The organism is Streptomyces sp. CA-135486, from assembly GCF_050936555.1.
GTDB lineage: Bacteria > Actinomycetota > Actinomycetes > Streptomycetales > Streptomycetaceae > Streptomyces.
This window is the reverse complement of record NZ_JBNJMM010000001.1, coordinates 395,550-411,236: the sequence shown is the minus strand read 5'-3', so window position 1 is coordinate 411,236 and position 15,687 is coordinate 395,550. Positions and strand designations below refer to the sequence as shown.

14 protein-coding genes are annotated in these 15,687 nt (G+C 70.8%); 7 read left to right on the top strand and 7 right to left on the bottom strand.

Annotated features, from left to right (window positions below):
• Positions 1 to 2: 2 nt before the first annotated feature.
• Both ACQEVG_RS02025 and ACQEVG_RS02020 read right to left on the bottom strand, forming a co-directional pair.
• A complete protein-coding gene (locus ACQEVG_RS02025) occupies positions 3 to 1,718 on the bottom strand; it encodes a hypothetical protein (protein ID WP_432976022.1) in 1,716 nt (571 codons plus the stop codon).
• Between the two features lie 187 nt (positions 1,719 to 1,905).
• The gene (locus tag ACQEVG_RS02020; protein ID WP_432976019.1) at positions 1,906 to 3,288 is read right to left on the bottom strand and encodes a transcriptional regulator; all 1,383 of its coding nucleotides are present in this window, start codon (positions 3,286 to 3,288) and stop codon (positions 1,906 to 1,908) included.
• 291 nt (positions 3,289 to 3,579) lie between these two features.
• On the opposite strand from ACQEVG_RS02020, the gene ACQEVG_RS02015 reads away from it, so the two are divergent.
• From ACQEVG_RS02015 to ACQEVG_RS01995, 5 genes are all read left to right on the top strand, one after another.
• Positions 3,580 to 4,275: a bifunctional DNA primase/polymerase gene (locus ACQEVG_RS02015; protein WP_432976016.1), complete on the top strand. Its 696-nt coding sequence runs from the start codon at positions 3,580 to 3,582 to the stop codon at positions 4,273 to 4,275.
• Between the two features lie 65 nt (positions 4,276 to 4,340).
• Positions 4,341 to 5,159: an ABC transporter ATP-binding protein gene (locus ACQEVG_RS02010; protein ID WP_432976013.1), complete on the top strand. Its 819-nt coding sequence runs from the start codon at positions 4,341 to 4,343 to the stop codon at positions 5,157 to 5,159.
• The gene (locus ACQEVG_RS02005) at positions 5,156 to 6,754 is read left to right on the top strand and encodes a transporter (protein WP_432976010.1); all 1,599 of its coding nucleotides are present in this window, start codon (positions 5,156 to 5,158) and stop codon (positions 6,752 to 6,754) included. Before ACQEVG_RS02010 ends, ACQEVG_RS02005 begins: the two co-directional genes overlap by 4 nt.
• 53 nt (positions 6,755 to 6,807) lie before the next feature.
• A complete protein-coding gene (locus ACQEVG_RS02000) occupies positions 6,808 to 7,617 on the top strand; it encodes a hypothetical protein (protein ID WP_432976007.1) in 810 nt (269 codons plus the stop codon).
• 457 nt (positions 7,618 to 8,074) lie between these two features.
• Positions 8,075 to 8,530 (top strand): subtilase-type protease inhibitor, encoded by a 456-nt coding sequence (locus ACQEVG_RS01995; protein WP_432976004.1) that lies wholly within the window; start codon positions 8,075 to 8,077, stop codon positions 8,528 to 8,530.
• A gap of 13 nt (positions 8,531 to 8,543) precedes the next feature.
• On the opposite strand, the gene ACQEVG_RS01990 is transcribed toward ACQEVG_RS01995, so the two are convergent.
• From ACQEVG_RS01990 to ACQEVG_RS01980, 3 genes are all read right to left on the bottom strand, one after another.
• Entirely contained in the window at positions 8,544 to 9,053 is a 510-nt protein-coding gene (locus ACQEVG_RS01990; protein WP_432976001.1) for a hypothetical protein, read from the bottom strand.
• A 30-nt stretch (positions 9,054 to 9,083) separates the two neighbouring features.
• Entirely contained in the window at positions 9,084 to 9,944 is an 861-nt protein-coding gene (locus ACQEVG_RS01985; RefSeq protein ID WP_432984956.1) for an alpha/beta fold hydrolase, read from the bottom strand.
• Between the two features lie 469 nt (positions 9,945 to 10,413).
• The gene (locus ACQEVG_RS01980; RefSeq protein WP_432975998.1) at positions 10,414 to 11,106 is read right to left on the bottom strand and encodes a metal-dependent transcriptional regulator; all 693 of its coding nucleotides are present in this window, start codon (positions 11,104 to 11,106) and stop codon (positions 10,414 to 10,416) included.
• 280 nt (positions 11,107 to 11,386) lie between these two features.
• Between ACQEVG_RS01980 and ACQEVG_RS01975 the strand changes: the two genes are divergently transcribed.
• Positions 11,387 to 12,142 carry an SIS domain-containing protein gene (locus ACQEVG_RS01975; RefSeq protein ID WP_432975995.1) on the top strand — a complete coding sequence of 252 codons (756 nt, stop codon included), beginning with the start codon at positions 11,387 to 11,389 and terminating at the stop codon, positions 12,140 to 12,142.
• Between the two features lie 65 nt (positions 12,143 to 12,207).
• On the opposite strand, the gene ACQEVG_RS01970 is transcribed toward ACQEVG_RS01975, so the two are convergent.
• On the bottom strand, positions 12,208 to 13,602 hold the full coding sequence (locus ACQEVG_RS01970) for a PAS domain-containing protein (RefSeq protein ID WP_432975992.1): 1,395 nt from the start codon (positions 13,600 to 13,602) through the stop codon (positions 12,208 to 12,210).
• Between the two features lie 232 nt (positions 13,603 to 13,834).
• Here ACQEVG_RS01970 and ACQEVG_RS01965 point away from each other — a divergent pair, with 232 nt between their 5' ends.
• Positions 13,835 to 14,509 (top strand): RRXRR domain-containing protein, encoded by a 675-nt coding sequence (locus ACQEVG_RS01965; protein ID WP_432984953.1) that lies wholly within the window; start codon positions 13,835 to 13,837, stop codon positions 14,507 to 14,509.
• A gap of 229 nt (positions 14,510 to 14,738) precedes the next feature.
• Here the strand turns inward: ACQEVG_RS01965 and pdxH are convergent, their stop codons facing one another.
• A complete protein-coding gene (pdxH, locus tag ACQEVG_RS01960; protein ID WP_432984950.1) occupies positions 14,739 to 15,362 on the bottom strand; it encodes a pyridoxamine 5'-phosphate oxidase in 624 nt (207 codons plus the stop codon).
• Positions 15,363 to 15,687: the final 325 nt, after the last annotated feature.

Sequence of the window (15,687 nt, the reverse complement as noted above, 5' to 3'; positions counted from 1 at the left end):
GGCTACAGCTGGTCGGCGCGGCGCTCGGTGAGCTCGTACTTGCGGGCGATCGCGTTCCACAGCGCGGAGGCCTCCCGCTTGGCCTTGGTCGCCTCACCGCTGGCCCGGTTGGCCTGGGCGGTCTGCCCGGTGTTGCGGGCCTTGCCGCCCTTGCAGCCCTTCTTGTCCTTGACCTGCTGGGCCCAGGCCGCGTAGTGGTCGTCGGCGGACGCGGAGGCCTGCCAGGCCTTGGTGAGCGCCGAGGTCAGCTCGGCGTGGCCGGTCAGCTTGTCTACGGTCAGCCCCTCCAGGCGGGTCACCAGGCCGCGGCGCTGGTTCGCGGCTCCGGTCAGATCCGCGGACGCCTGGTCCAGGTTCTCGCACTGCTTGATGCTCTCGACGGACCGGATGACCGCGCCGCGGCTGTTGTTGCTGTCCGCGAGGAGCTTGTCGAGCGCCTCGGCCTGGGCCTTGGCGGGGTCGGCAGCGGCCTCGGTGCTGTTCTTGGGGGCGGCGGAGGTCGCGGCCACGTTCTTGCCGGCGCCGGGGTCGTCCTGCTTGTCGTCCCCGCCGAACATCACCATGCTGACGCCGAGCCCGAGTACGGCACAGCCGACGACGACGGCCGCGATGACAGGCACGCGGGAGGACTTGCGCTGCCGGGGCTCGGGCTCGTGCGGCTGCTGGTACTGGGCCTGCTGGTGCTGGGCCTGCTGATACTGCGGCTGCTGGTACTGCGGCCGGGTCCGCCGGGGCGTCTCGATGCGGGGCAACTGCTGCGTGGGGTCCGGAGTCTGGGCAGTGGGCCCGTCCGTGCGGAAGAGACTGTCGAACTCCGCGGGCGGCTGCCGGTCCCCCGGAGCCCCGGGCCTGATCCCGAACGGCGCGGCGGTGGGCGCGGCCGGCACGGGCGCGATGTACTGCGTCGCATCGGCATCGGCCGCCGCGCCGGGAGCGGCGCCGGGGCCGGTCCCGAGGAACTGAGTCGACTCGGCGGGAGCCTCGGGAGGCAGGGCGCCGGGTGCGACGGGAGGGATGAACTGGGTGGCGTCGGAGTCCCCCGGGCCCGCGGCCTGCATCGGCGGCAGCGCCTGCCCCGGCCGACCCTGCGGCTGACCCTGTGCGGGAAGGCCCTGTCCGTACGCGTCCTGCGGCAGCGCCTGCGGGTACGCGCCCTGGGCAGTCTGCCCGTGCTCGGGCAGAGCCTGCGGCGGAAGGGCCTGCGGCGGAAGGCCCTGCCTGTGCGCGCCCTGCGGGCCGAAGTCCTGCGGAGGCAGCCCGTGGCCCGGCAGCGCCGGCGGGAGCGCACCCGGCGGCAGCCCCTGCGTGATCCCGTCCCGAGGCGGCCCCTGCGAGTACGAAGGGCCCTGGTCGGGCAGTCCCTGCGGATACGAACCCTGAGGCAGCCCCTGCGGCGCAGACGCGCCCTGCGGGGGCAGCGCATGGCCCGGCGCGCCCTGCGGGGGCATCACGTGCCCCTGCTGCGGCTGGGCTCCGTACGACGGCTGGTCCGGCTCGGGCCAGCCCGGCTGCGCACCCGGTTCACCCGGGCCGCCCGGAGCAGTCCCGGTCGGTGGACCCCACGGCTGGCCCCACGGCTGGCCGCCCGCCGGAGCCACCTGGGCGTCGGAGACGCCCGGTATCCAGGGCTCACTTCCGTCGGCGGGCAGCACGACGCCTTCGTGCGCGGGCGGCGCAGCAGGCCGCCGCTGCTCGTCACCCTGTCCGCTTTGCGTCACCGGGACTCCTACGTGTGGACCTATGGAATCGTCGGCCCACGCTACCGGCTGCCTCAGCCGCTCCGCACACACGCGTGACAGCAGTAACAAGACTGCTGCTCAATACGCTGTTAAGGGGCGCACCAAGGGATCACCACAAACCTTCACACTCCCTTCCACGCCCCTTTCCCGCCCCTTCCGCGCCCCCTCACGCCGCCTGGAGCTCCAGGCGCGCACCGAACTCCCGCACCGCCGGCTCGTCCGCGTACGGATCCAGCCGCTGCTGCAGGTCATCCAGATACTCCACGCCCCGGCTGGAGCGCAGCCGCCCCAGCAGCTCCACCGCGCGCGTGCCCGTATGACACGCCTGCTCCACCTCGCGCTGCTGCACCTGCGCCGTCGCCAGCAGCACGAGCCCGATCGCCCGCCGCCTGGCCCGCGACTCCGGGTGGCCCTCCAGCGCGTGGGAGGCATGGTGCGCGGCCGCCTCCGCCTGGCCCAGGTCGCGGTAGCAGTGCGCCAGCTCGTCCGCGAGATAGGCATGGTCGAAGTGGGAGATCCAGGCCGGGTCGTCGCCCGCCGCAGGCTCCGCCCGCTCCAGTGAGGTGAGCGCCTTGCCCGCCACCGCGTGGCAGGTGCGGGCGTCCCCGAGCAGCGCGTGCCCGCGTGCCTCCGCGGCGAAGAACATCGCCTCGGCCCGCGGAGTGACCCGCCCCTTCGCCCCTTCCTGCGCGGCCCGCGCCAGCTGCGAGATCTCCCGCGGGTTCCCCAGCTGGGCGGCCAGATGGCTCATGGACGCGGCCAGCACATAGCCGCCGTACCCCCGGTCGCCCGCCGCCTGGGCGAGCCGCAGCGCCTGGATGTAGTAGCGCTGGGCGAGCCCCGGCTGGCCGGTGTCGACCGCCATGTACCCGGCGAGCTCCGTCAACCGCGCGACCGCCGCGAACAGTTCACGGCCGACGCTTTCGCGGTACGACCCCGAGAGCAGCCCGGAGACGACGCTGTTCAGATAGTGGACGACGACCGGCCGGACATGGCCGCTGCCGAAGCGGTGGTCCAGCTCGGTGAGCGCCGCCGTCATCGCCCGTACCGCCTCGACGTCCGAGACCCCGACCCGCGCCCCCGCCGTACGCGCCACCTGCGTGTCCGCGCCGGTGATCAGCCAGTCCCGGCTGGGCTCGACGAGCGCGGACGCGGCGACCGCGGACCCGGACAGGAAGTCGCGCCGCCCGACGTCGCTGCGCCACAGCTCGCAGACCTGCTCGATCGCGCCGAGCACGGTCGGTGAGAACTGCAGGCCCACGCCAGAGGCGAGGTTCTTGCCGTTCGCCATGCCGATCTCGTCGATCGTGACCGTACGCCCGAGCTTGCGGCCCAGCGCCTCGGCGATGATTCCCGGCGCCCGGCCGCGCGGCTGCTGCCCGCGCAGCCAGCGCGCCACCGACGTCTTGTCGTAGCGAAGATCCAATCCCCGCTCGGCACCCACCATGTTGACTCGACGGGCGAGGCCGGCGTTGGAACACCCTGCTTCCTGAATGAGCGCCTGCAACCGTTCGTTCGGCTGTCGGGCTGCGAGAGGCCTGGCTGCCATGACTACCCCCTGAGGCCGTGGTGATCCATGAAGTGATCACTGCCCGGCTGATATACGGAGAATGCAGACTTCGAACGAGTTGGACTGTTTTTCCCGGGCGACATCCACCACGACGCCCGGGCGACGCGTCCCCACGCTGACGCCCCCTGCGTGTGGCTACCCGCCCGCAGCCACCCCGCTTCATGCGCGCCCCCGTTCGTGCACCCGTGCGCCCCGCGTGCAGGATCGATGCCCCGTGTCCTCGCCGCCTCTCGCCCGTAACCCGAGGTGACGGCGGGAGTTGAGTGTGTCGTGAATGAGACCATCGGAGTCGAAGAGACCGTCGGAGTCACCGAAACCGCACACATCCCCCAGCAGCGCGGTGAGCTCCTGCTGGACAACGCCGTGCGGTATGCGGAGGAGCGGCACTGGGACGTGTTCCCCGGCACCTGGCTGGAGGCCGCGGACAGCAGGGAACGGTGCTCGTGCGGCAACGCCGACTGCGCCTCGCCCGGCGCCCACCCGACCAGGCCGGACTGGGCGAACCAGGCGACGGGCAGCGGGGCGGCGGCACACCGGCTGTGGTCGCAGCAGCCGAAGGCGTCGATCCTGCTGCCGACGGGACGCACCTTCGACGCTCTCGACGTTCCGGAGTCGGCGGGCTTTCTGGCCCTGGCGCGCCTGGAGCGTCTCGACCTGCCGCTGGGCCCGGTGACCTGCACCCCCGACCGCCGGATGCTGTTCTTCGTACTGCCCGGCGCCGCGGTCAAGGTCCCCGATCTGATCCGCACCATGGGCTGGACACCGAGCTCGATCGATCTCGTCGCACGGGGCGAGGGCCACTACGTCGCGGCCCCGCCGACCCGCATCGGCGGCCATGGCGCGGTGCAGTGGGTCCGCCGCCCCACGCACGCGAACCGGTGGCTGCCGGACGCGGACGAGTTGATCAGCCCGCTGGCGTACGCATGCGGGCGGGAGGCGGCCGCCGAACGGGCACGGCGCGCATAGCACGTGCCGTACATAAGGTGGTCCCGTACAGATGGGAATACGGGGACACCGAAGGGCAGGGCACCATGCCGGACCAGGCAGTTGGAGCCGCAGAGGCGGGCGGAGCGCACACAGCGCCGCCCGCCGTTCGTGTTGAGGGACTGTGGAAGAGGTTCGGCGAGCAGATCGCGGTCGCCGGCATCGACCTCACACTCCCCGCGGGCAAGTTCATCGGCCTGGTCGGCCCGAACGGAGCGGGAAAGACGACGACCCTGTCGATGGTGACGGGCCTGCTCCGTCCGGACCAGGGGCGGGTGGAGGTGGTCGGCCACGATGTGTGGCGCGACCCGGTCGAGGTGAAGTCCCGTATCGGTGTACTGCCGGAGGGGCTGCGCCTCTTCGAGCGCCTCTCTGGGCGCGAACTGCTCGCGTACAACGGGCGGCTGAGGGGTCTGCCGGGAGAAGAGGTCGACAAGCGTGCCGCACAGCTCCTGGACGTACTCGACCTGGCGGGCGCGCAGCACAAGCTGGTCGTCGACTACTCGACGGGCATGCGGAAGAAGATCGGGCTTGCGGCCGCCCTGCTGCACAACCCCGAAGTGCTCTTCCTGGACGAGCCGTTCGAGGGGGTCGACCCGGTCTCTGCACAGACGATCCGCGGGGTGCTCGAGCGGTACACGGCCTCGGGCGCGACGGTCGTCTTCTCCAGCCATGTGATGGAGCTGGTGGAGTCGCTGTGCGACTGGGTGGCGGTGATGGCGGCCGGCCGGATCCGCGCGCAGGGACCGCTCGCCGAGGTACGGGGCGATGCGCCGTCGCTGCAGAACGCGTTCCTGGAGTTGGTGGGGGCGAACGGCCGGGACACCGGAGCGTCGCTGGACTGGCTCGGCGGCGGTAAGCGTTGAGCACCTCATCCCTGACCCCGGTCTTCATCCGGCTCAAGCTGTCGCTGCTGCGCAACGGTCTGCGCCAGTCGTCCGGCCGCAGGGCCGCGTACATCTCGTCCGTCGTCGTCACGCTGCTGTTCGCGGCGCTCCAGCTCATCGGCCTGGTCGTGCTGCGCGGAAACGAGCACGCGGGGTCGGTGGTGGTGCTGCTGACGGCCGTACTGGCGCTGGGCTGGGCGGTCATGCCGCTGTTCTTCCCCAGCGGTGACGAGACGCTGGACCCGACGCGGCTGGTGATGCTGCCGCTGCGTCCCCACTCTCTTGTACGGGCCCTGCTCGCCGCGTCCCTGGTGGGCATCGGCCCGCTGTTCACTCTGTGTCTCGTGGTGGGCTCGGTGTTCGCGGTCACGCACGGCGTGGCGGGGATTGTGGTCGCGGTCATCGCCGTGCCGCTCACCCTGCTGGTGTGCGTGGCGCTGGCGCGCGCGGTCGCGGCGGCCAACATCCGTCTGCTGACCTCGCGCAAGGGCCGCGACCTGGCGGTGCTCAGCGGCCTGGTAATCGCGGTCGGCATCCAGGTCGTCAACTTCGGCGCGCAGCGGATCGGCGCCGCGGGGGGCCTCTCGGCGCTCGACCCGGTGGCGTCCGTGGTGCGCTGGATTCCGCCGGCGTCGGCGATCGGCGCGGCGGACTCGGCGGGCAAGGGCGCGTACGCGGTCGCCGCGGGCCAGTTGGCGCTGTCGGCGGTGGCGCTGTTCCTGCTGCTGTACTCCTGGCAGCACAGTCTGACGAAGCTGATGACGGCCCCGGACGGTTCGACGCTGGCCGCGGCCTCGGAGCCGACCCGCAAGGAGTCCGCTGCCAGCTTCCACCACCTGCTGCCGGAGGGCCGCACGGGCACGGTGATGCAGCGCAGCCTGCGCTATGTGTGGCGGGACCCGAAGACGAAGGCGGCGTGGGTGACGGCGCTGGCGATCGGCCTGATCGTGCCGCTGTTCAACGCGTTGCAGGGCACCGGCTCGATCTACTTCGCCTGCTTCGCGGCGGGGATGCTGGGCATCCAGATGTACAACCAGTTCGGCCAGGACACCTCGGCGTTCTGGATGGTGGCGCTGACGATCTCGTCCACGAAGGACGCGTACGTGGAACTGCGGGCGCGGGCACTGGCGTTGCTGGTGATCACGCTCCCGTACACGGCGCTGGTCACGGTCCTCACCGCATCGCTCCTCGGCAACTGGAAGGCCCTGCCGGAGGTGCTCGGTCTGTCCTTCGCCCTGCTGGGCGCGATGCTGGCGACGGGGGCGGTGGCGTCGGCGCGCTTCCCGTACTCGATCCCGCAGGACAGCGCGTACAAGAACGTTGCCCCCGGGCAGGGTGGCCTGGCCTGGATCTCGATCTTCGGCGGCATGATCTCGGCGGCGGTGCTGTGCGCGCCGGTGATCGCGCTGACGATCTGGCTGCACGCGGCGAACGCCGGCCAGTCGGCGCTGTGGCTGCTGTTGCCGCTGGGCGCGGCGTACGGCCTGCTGATCGGCTGGGCGGGGGTACGGGTGGCGGCACCGCAGACGGCGAACCGGCTGCCGGAGATCCTGGCGGCGGTCAGCAAGGGGTGAGGGTGGGGCCCTGGTTGTGCGGTGCCTCGCGCCCGTGACGTAGCGTCATGAGCATGTCGACGCCGCCTCCCAACCCTTATTCGCAGCCGCAGTATCCGCAGCAGCCGTATCCGCAGCAGCAGCCGCCGTATCCGCAGCAGGGGTACGCGCCTCAGCCGCCCGCCGGGTACCCGCACGCGCAGCCGCAGCAGTACGGCGGGGGTTGGGGCGCGCCGCCGCCCCCGCCGAAGAACAAGGGCCCGATGATCGCGCTCATCACGGTGGCATCCCTCGCGGGCATCTTCGCCATCTCATGGTTCGGGAACAACGTCGTGGGCGGCGGATCGAGCGGCACCGCCTTCCCGGCGGCGGAGTACGAGCTGACGCTCCCTGCGACGCTGCTCGACGGAGAGTACAAGCTGTCCGACGACCAGTCCGCCAAGCACCAGGAGAAGCTGGCCGGAACGAGCGAGGCCAACATCCGCGATGCCAAGGCCGCGGTGGGCCAGTACCTCTCCACGTCCGCGTCCGGTGTCCTGATCGTCTCGGGCATGCACGGCCGCATCAAGAACCCGGACGAGGCCCGCACCAAGATCCTTGGCGGCGCAGGGAAGTCGGACGGCTCCACCATCGTCGTACCGCCCAAGGACTTCACTCCGGCGGGCTCGGAAGTGACCATCACCTGCCAGGTACTGACGACGGAGCAGACGGGTGGCGGCACGAACACGCTCCCCATGTGCGCCTGGGCCGACGCCAACACGAATGTGGCCGTCGGCCTGACCACGGTCCGGATCTCGAAGCAGTCCCCGGAGGAGGTCGACCTCAAGTCGATGGCGGAGGCGACGGTGAAGATCCGCGCGGAGATGCGCAAACCGCTCGGCTGATGTCTCGTCGGGCCGGTCTTCCGTAGACCCGTATACACATTCGCCGGAGCGACGCCCTCCACCGGGATCCGCACACCGAACCGACACAACTCAGCGCTCTCATCGCGGCCGTGAGGGCGGGGGTCGTGGATGAGCGCCGGTAACTGCGTTCCCTCTCCGCGGGTGCCCCGATCCGGGGCAGCCACCCCTCGGAGCGACGGTTTCCAGTCGATGCGGGCCTCACAGCCAGGGCGTCGCTCCGCACATCACCGCAGCTCAGACGGTAGTTTTCCGTTGCACCACCGGAAATTGCCCACATGCTGGACACCCTCGCACACCCGTCCCGAGCTGCCCGAACGACCATTCGGTCGCCGCTACTTGGTCGTATTCGGCCGGAAAAGGGCGATCGATGTGCGCTCACTGTACGCATGGGCAAGACTCCTGACCGCAATCAACCCCCGAGTGAAGGAGTTCACAGATGCGTTACATCCGCAACACAATCGCCGCTGCCGCCACCGCCGCGGCCCTCGTTCTGACCACCCCGGCCGTCGCGGGCATCGCGCAGGCCCAACCCGCGCAGCCCGCCCAGGCGAAGAGCCTGTACGCGCCCTCCGCGCTCGTCCTGACGATCGGCAAGGGCGCGGAGGCGACGACGGCCACCGTCGTGCGCGCCGCCACCCTGACCTGCGCCCCGCGCCCCGACGGCACCCACCCCTCGGCCGCTGCCGCGTGTACGGAACTGATGTCCGTGGAAGGCAACTTCGCCGCGCTGACCACAACGCCCTCGCACAAGCCGTGCACGCGCCAGTGGGACCCGGTCGTGGTCACCGCTCAGGGCGTCTGGCAGGGCAAGCACGTCAGCTGGTCGGCCACGTACGGCAACGCGTGCGAGATGGAGGGCAGCCTGGCCCAGGGCGCGGTCTTCGCGTTCTGACCCTGCCGTCCCCTCACGCGATGTTCCACGAGGCCGGCAGCCCACCCCCGCAGAAGACGCACACGAAGTCGCCCTCCCGCACGACGTTGACCTCCCCGCAGACAACGCACCGCCGGAAGACGACCTCGTAGGTGAACCCGTCAGGCCGACCGATCCCGACCCGATCCAGCGCCTCGGCAACAGCCGGCCAGGAGTCGAGGTCGGGGCAGTAACCGGTCGACTGGTTGCTGACCTCGCTGATCGCCCAGCCGTTGCCGCCACGGCTGAAGGCGATCTCCCCGGCAGCGAGTACCAACCCGCCCCCGGCGCAGGCGACATGCTCACTCCGCCGTGGCGCAAGACGCAGATCCCCGCCGGCATCGACGACGTACGTGAACGGCTCCGCCAGCTCCTCGGCAGCCTGTTCGGCGACCCAGTCCTCGAAGCCCCCGGGCGTACGCACGACCCGGCCCCCACTCCCGGGCCGGACGGCCTCCCGAATCTCTTCGGGCCCGACGTACGCATAACTCCGCCCGCCGGCCATGCGTCCCACCTTCGATCAAGTCCAGGCCGCTCAGGGCGTCAGCACGCCGTCCAGGAACGGCTCGATGGCCGTCCGCCAGCCCTCCGGCTGGTCGTAGTGCACCAGATGGCCCGCGTCCGCCACCTCCGCATACTCCCCGCGCGGCAGAACCCTCACCATCTCCTGCGCCTCCGCGCGGCCCAGTTCGCCGTCGAGGCCGCGGACCACCAGGGTCGGGCACCGGACCTGGGCCAGTTCCTCCCAGTGGGCGTCGTAGACCCAGGTCTCGCGGGACATGAGCATCTGGCGGCGGGAGAAGACCGGGCGCCAGCCGTCCGCGCGCTCCGCCATGACTTCGGTGAAGAACTCGCCGCGGGACGGGTTGTGGCGCTCCAACCAGGGGTCGTCCTCGCCGAACCACTTGCGGACGTCCGCCAGCGTCGCGAAGGGGACGGGCCAGGAGCGGAACCAGTCGCTCCACTCGCGCTGCGAGGCCGCGCCCAGCGCCGAGGCGCGCATATCGCAGATGATCAGGGCCTGGACCAGGTCCGGGCGCTTGGCCGCGACCTGCCAGGCGGTGAGCGCGCCCATCGAGTGGCCGATCAGGGTCACCGGGGCGAGGCTCAGCTGTTCGATGGCGGACTCGGCGTCCGCGACATACGCCTCGCGGGTGAACGGACCCTCCGCCGGCTTGTCGCTGCGGCCGTGTCCGCGCTGATCGAGGGCGACCGCGCGATGGCGCTCGGCCAGCCAGCGGGCCGTGGAGGCCCAGTGCGCCGCACGGCCCATCAGCCCGTGCAGCAGTAATACCCCGGGGGCCTCCGCCTCGCCGCGCCCTTTGGGCGGGTCGGCGAACTCCCAGGCAGCCAGGCGTACGCCCTCGGCTCCGAATACGTCGATGCGCCGCACCATGTGGCCTGGCACCCCCTTCTCTCCCCCAGGTCGTCCTGCCCGATCCAGCCCTGCCAGACTATCGAACCTTTATTCGAAAATACGGTCCTGGCGCGTAACACCCCTCGTTCGAGTGACCGCGCTCAAGGATTGACTCCCGCCTCCATGGGGAGATCTTCTGCGGGAGGCGGGCCACTCGGGGATGAGGGCCCGTGGGGACTGACCCTGGGAGCTCGGGGCTCCGGGTCAGCACAGGGGAGGACAGGCCCCGGCGCCGATGGGCGCCGGGGCCCTCCTGTGGAGACATGGCTGCGCAGCTGACGTGCTGGACGCGGTGGACGCGCTCTTGCGCGCGCCGGGCGTACGACGGGCGCATCACCCTGTTCCCTCCCCGGCCGTGGGGTCATATGCCTCAGCCACAGCGTGGCACGCGAACCGCCCGGGCGCTGCCATTCCGGACGGAAATCGGTTACTGGCGGGTGGAAATTGACTACTGCTTGGCCACAAACACATGCGAGGCCACATCGGCCTCAAGCTCTGCGGCCTCCCCGCTGCTGCCCACCAGGACTCCGCCGGGGGACTCCGTCACACTCACCACCGAGCCGGGCTGCACGCCCGCCCGCCGCAGCGTGTACATCAGCTGGGCGTCCGTCTGGATCGGCTCGCCGATACGCCGTACGACCACGGTCTTGCCGTCCGTGCCCGGGTCCAGATCCGCCAGCGAGACCATGCCGTCGTCCAGGAAGGCCTCGGCCTCCGCCTTCTCGCCCAGCTCCTCGAGGCCCGGGATCGGGTTCCCGTACGGCGACTCCGTCGGGTGACGCAGCAGCTCCAGCACCCGCCGCTCCACCGCCTCGCTCATCACATGCTCCCAGCGACACGCCTCCGCGTGGACCTGCTCCCACTCCAGGCCGATCACGTCGACGAGCAGACACTCGGCGAGGCGGTGCTTGCGCATGACGCGTGTCGCGAGCCGTCGGCCCTCCTCGGTCAGCTCCAGGTGGCGGTCGCCCGCGACCGTCACCAAGCCGTCCCGTTCCATACGCGCCACGGTCTGGCTGACCGTCGGACCGCTCTGGTCGAGCCGCTCGGCGATGCGGGCGCGCATGGGCACCACACCTTCCTCTTCCAGTTCGAGGATGGTGCGGAGATACATCTCCGTCGTGTCGATCAATCCGGACATACGTGCCCCTCGATGCTCTGACTTGAAAACAGTCGTGCGCTGGCCCCGACTCAATTCTGACGCATCCCACTGACAACCGTGCCGTGCCGGGGCATGCGCTTCGATGACCAGATGTTCAGGGCTCGTCGGGGAGCCCGTATTGACAGGGCAATGGTCCAGACCGCAACGTGATCCGCGACACGCGGTATTCCCGCTGCCGTCCATCTGGTCCACCCCTGCGCACCCATACGCCATGCGCAGGTACCCCTCCGTGTTCCCCATCCCCCGAAAGGGCTCGGCGATGAGCGAGAGCAAGCTGGCCGGTCAGTTCTTCGACGCCGCGATCGGTCTGCTGCAGCGTGCGCGGGACGAAGAGGCGGCGAACATCGCGGCCGCGGGACTCGCGATCGCGGACACCGTCGCGGCGGGCGGCCGCCTCTTCGCCTTCGGCGCCGGACACTCCTCGCTGGCCGCGCAGGACGTCGTCTACCGGGCGGGCGGCCTCGCCCTGATGAACCTCCTCGCCGTTCCCGGCGCCGTCGGCGTCGACGTCATGCCGGCCACGCTCGGCTCCGCGCTGGAGCGGGTGGAGGGGCTGGCAGGGGCGGTACTCGACTCCAGCCCGGCGAAGTCCGGCGACGTGCTGGTGATCATCTCGCTCTCCGGGCGGAACGCGCTGCCGGTGGAGATGGCGATGAACGCGCGGGCGCTCGGGCTGAAGGTCATCGGGGTGACGTCGGTGGCGTACACGGAAGGGACCAGGTCGCGGCATGTGTCCGGGACCTTCCTCAAGGACCACTGCGACATCGTGCTGGACTCGAAGATCGCGGTCGGGGACGCGGAGCTGACCCACGAGGGGATCGAGGCGCCGTTCGCGCCCGCGTCGACCGTCGTCACGAGCGCGCTGATGCAGGCGACGATGGCCGCGGCGGCGGAACAGCTGGTGGAACGGGGGATCGAGCCGCCGCTGCTGCGGTCGGGGAATGTGGACGGCGGGCATGAGTGGAACAGCCGCGTGATGAGCGAGTACGGGGACCGGATCTTCTTCCATCACTAGCCGCCGCCCGGCAAGCCCCGGATCCCGGACGCCTTCGGGCGTGCCGGGAAGGGAAGGGGGGCAGCTCAGTCCCCCCGTGCCTCCCGCGCCAGATCCAGCGCCGCCCCCACAAGCACCCCCACGCTCTCCGCATACACCGCGTCCGGCCGTTCGAACGCCGGGCGGCCATGCCCGCGGAGGAAGGTGAGGACGCCCAGTGTCCGGCCGCGGCTGCGGAGCACCGTGCACAGCGCGTGCACAGCGTCCCGCGGCCACTGGCGCTCCGCCGCCCAGTCACCCTTCGTCCCGGCCGCGCCACCGGCCGGCGCACTCGCGCGGACGGAGCCGTTGCGGTCGGCCGACTGGAGCGCCGGGTGGCCCGGCGGGTAGCGCACCGGGATGCCGCCGCCCGCCACCGGCATGCACGGCCCCGGCGCACCCCGCGGCGTCGCAGCGGCGCGGATCAGCCGCTCCCCGTCCCGGTCCGTCAGATCGATCAGCGCATGGTCCGCGAAGCCCGCCAGCGCGAAGTCGAGGTAGGCCGTCGCCGCCTCCACCGGGTCCTCGCACTCCGCCGCCGCCCGCCCCGCCCGGTGCAGCTGGCTCGACCGGAAGCGCAGCCGGTCCGCCTCCTGCCCGGCCAGCTTCGACTCCGTGACGTCGTGGAACAGCCACCCCACTCCCAGCGGCACCGGCTCCTCCGCGAGCGGTGAGGCCAGCCGCAGAAAGCCGCTGCGCCAGCAGCGCCGTTGCTCTCCCTGGGACGTACTCAGCGTCACCCACATATCCGCGAGCCCTCGCGGCGCGCCCTCCGCCAGCACATGGTGGAGCGCGCCCTCCAGCTCCTCCACGCCCTGGACGACCAGCTCACCCAGCGGCCGCCCGAGCGGGGACGCACGCCCCGCGCCGAGCGCCCGTGCCGCATGGCCGTTGACGACGGTCGGCCGCAGGTCCACATCGACGAGTACGACACCCCAGGACGCGTCCTCGAACAGCGCCTCGCTCAGCGCGATCGACCGCTCCAGGTCGATCTGCGCATGCACCTCGCTGAACGCGCAGTACACCCCGGTCGGGTTGCCGTCCGCACCGAGCACCCGCGCCGACTGGGTCCGTACGAGAACCCGCCCGCCGTCCTTGCGCAGCAGCGCGAACTCGTGGACCTGCCGCCCCGGCGCATCCATCGCTGCCATCAGCCGCGCCTGCACCTCCCCGGCATCGGCGGTCCGCACCGCCCACCCGGCGAATCCCCGTCGTCCGACGGCCTCTTCGGGCGACCAGCCGAGAATCCGCTCGGCCTCGCGGTTCCAGTGCGTGATCGCACCATCGGCGTCGAACGCGCAGAGCGCCGCGTCCATCCCGTCCAGCAGCGCGGCAAGCAACTCCGCCCCGGGCACCGGCGCGGGCTCCTCGGACCCCGCGCCCTCCCGCTCCGGCTCGTCAGGCCCGAGCGCATTGGTGGTCTCACTCTTGGAAGCAGTCATCCTGGACCCCCTGCAGGACGCGTCCGCGCGAGCTTATGCACGTCAGATCATTGAACTGGAACGTGACCCAGGACACACCAGGTTCGCGGAAATCGTTGCCTTCCAGAAATCGGCCGACACTGGACTACACCAACGGCGTTCACTTGTTCGGGATTTTCGGTGCGATCACACATACGAGCGGAATCGGACGACTTCCCGGCAGCCGACGAGGTCGCCGTGGATACCGTCACTCATGGCGCACTCGGCGAAAGGAGATCACTCGCTCCCGCTCCCTCCTTCGGTGGAGGCGAGCCGAGTGAACAGCCCCAGTCATCCAGATCAGTTGATCAAAGGGAGGTGCCCTTCGATGACTACGTTTCCCGCAGGCGAGCAGACCCACCAGGCTGTGCTTCCTCAGCAGCCTGCTCTGGAATCCGTGGGAGCAGACAACCCCGGGAGCAGGGACGAAACGGCTCACGGACAGCCCGCCACCGCGCGGGGCACCGGCAGGGAACATGGGCGAGGGGAGACTGGCGGGCGCAGCACCCGGCCCCGTCGGCGTCACGCCGCACAGGCAGAGACCGGAGACGGTGACGTCCCGACACACAGCAATACGTACAAGGGTGGAGCAGGCGCGAGCAGGGCGTTCGTTCTCGCGAACGACGGCCGTCCCCTGATGCCGTGCCACCCAGCCCGAGCACGCGAACTACTCACCAAAGGCCGGGCCGTCGTCGCACGGCAGGCGCCGTTCACCATCCGGCTCAAGGACCGAAGCCGCGCCGATTCCGAAGTGGAGGGAGTACAACTTCGGATTGACCCGGGCTCCAAAGGCACCGGAATCACGATCACGGACACGAAGAAGGAGGCCGCACAGGACGGCAGGACTGTGACTAAAAATCGCTTGAGCCGCTTCCCGCGGGGTGCCTAAGGTGTGATTCACGCTTAGAGAGGAGGTGGTTCGGAAGTGATGTCTTACCGGACAAGCGAGGTGGCTGCGGGCTAACGGCCTGCCGTCGCACTCTGTGCACCTCGGCAGGCCGCCTGCCGAAATTCCCAGCAGTCACCCGACCCGTGGGCCGCCGGTAAGTCCGGCCGGCTCCCTCCGTCTCGCACGGCAGGGACCAAGGCCCACGGGTCGTCTGCGTTCCCGGGCCCGCTCAGGGAGCAAGCCGCTCGACCCGCCACCCCTCGTCCGTACGGACATACCGCAGCCGGTCGTGCAGCCGGTTCTCGTGGCCCTGCCAGAACTCCACCGTCTCCGCCTCGACCCGGTAGCCGCCCCACTCCGGCGGCACCGGGACCTGCTCGCCCTCCGGGTGGCGGGTCGCCAGCTCCTCGTATCTGCGCAGCAGATCCTCGCGCGAGCCGATCACCGACGACTGCTCGCTCGCCCATGCGCCCAGCTGCGAGCCGTGCGGACGGCTGCGGAAGTACGCCACCGTCTCGTCGCGGCCGATGCGGGCCACGGTGCCGTTGATGATGACCTGGCGGGCGAGCGGGTGCCAGGGGAAGAGCAGCGAGGCATAGGGATTGGCGTCCAGCTCCCGACCCTTGCGGGAGGCGTAGTTCGTGTAGAAGACGAAACCACGGGCGTCGAACTGCTTCAGCAGCACGGTGCGGGACGACGGGCGGCCCTCCGGAGTGGCGGTGGAGACGATCATGGCGTTCGGCTCGTGCAGACCGGCGGACGCGGCGTCCTTGAACCAGTGCGCGAACTGGTCCATGGGATCGGGAGCCAGGTCCGTCTCCAGGAGCGGGGTCGAGCGGTACTGCTCACGCATGACCGCGGGGTCGTGCGAGACCGCGGGGTCGTGGGCAGGAGCGAGATCCGGGTGCGGGGCGGCATGGTCGGTCACGGGGCCATCCTGCCTCAGCGGCCCAGTTTGCCCGGCACGGAGTGCCGCTAATCCTTCCCGCCCGAAATGGCGCAGTGTGCCGGATGTCACGCTTCCCCGCATCAGCCGGACCGGACAAAATCTTGGGTCGGGCCACTGTGGCCCCCACACAGCGGGGGATATCGTGCCTGCCTCCCGGCGATTGGGTGACCACCAGCCGCACGGGGCATCACCGGGGTGAGTGACCCACACCTGTCGTACGCATCTGAGG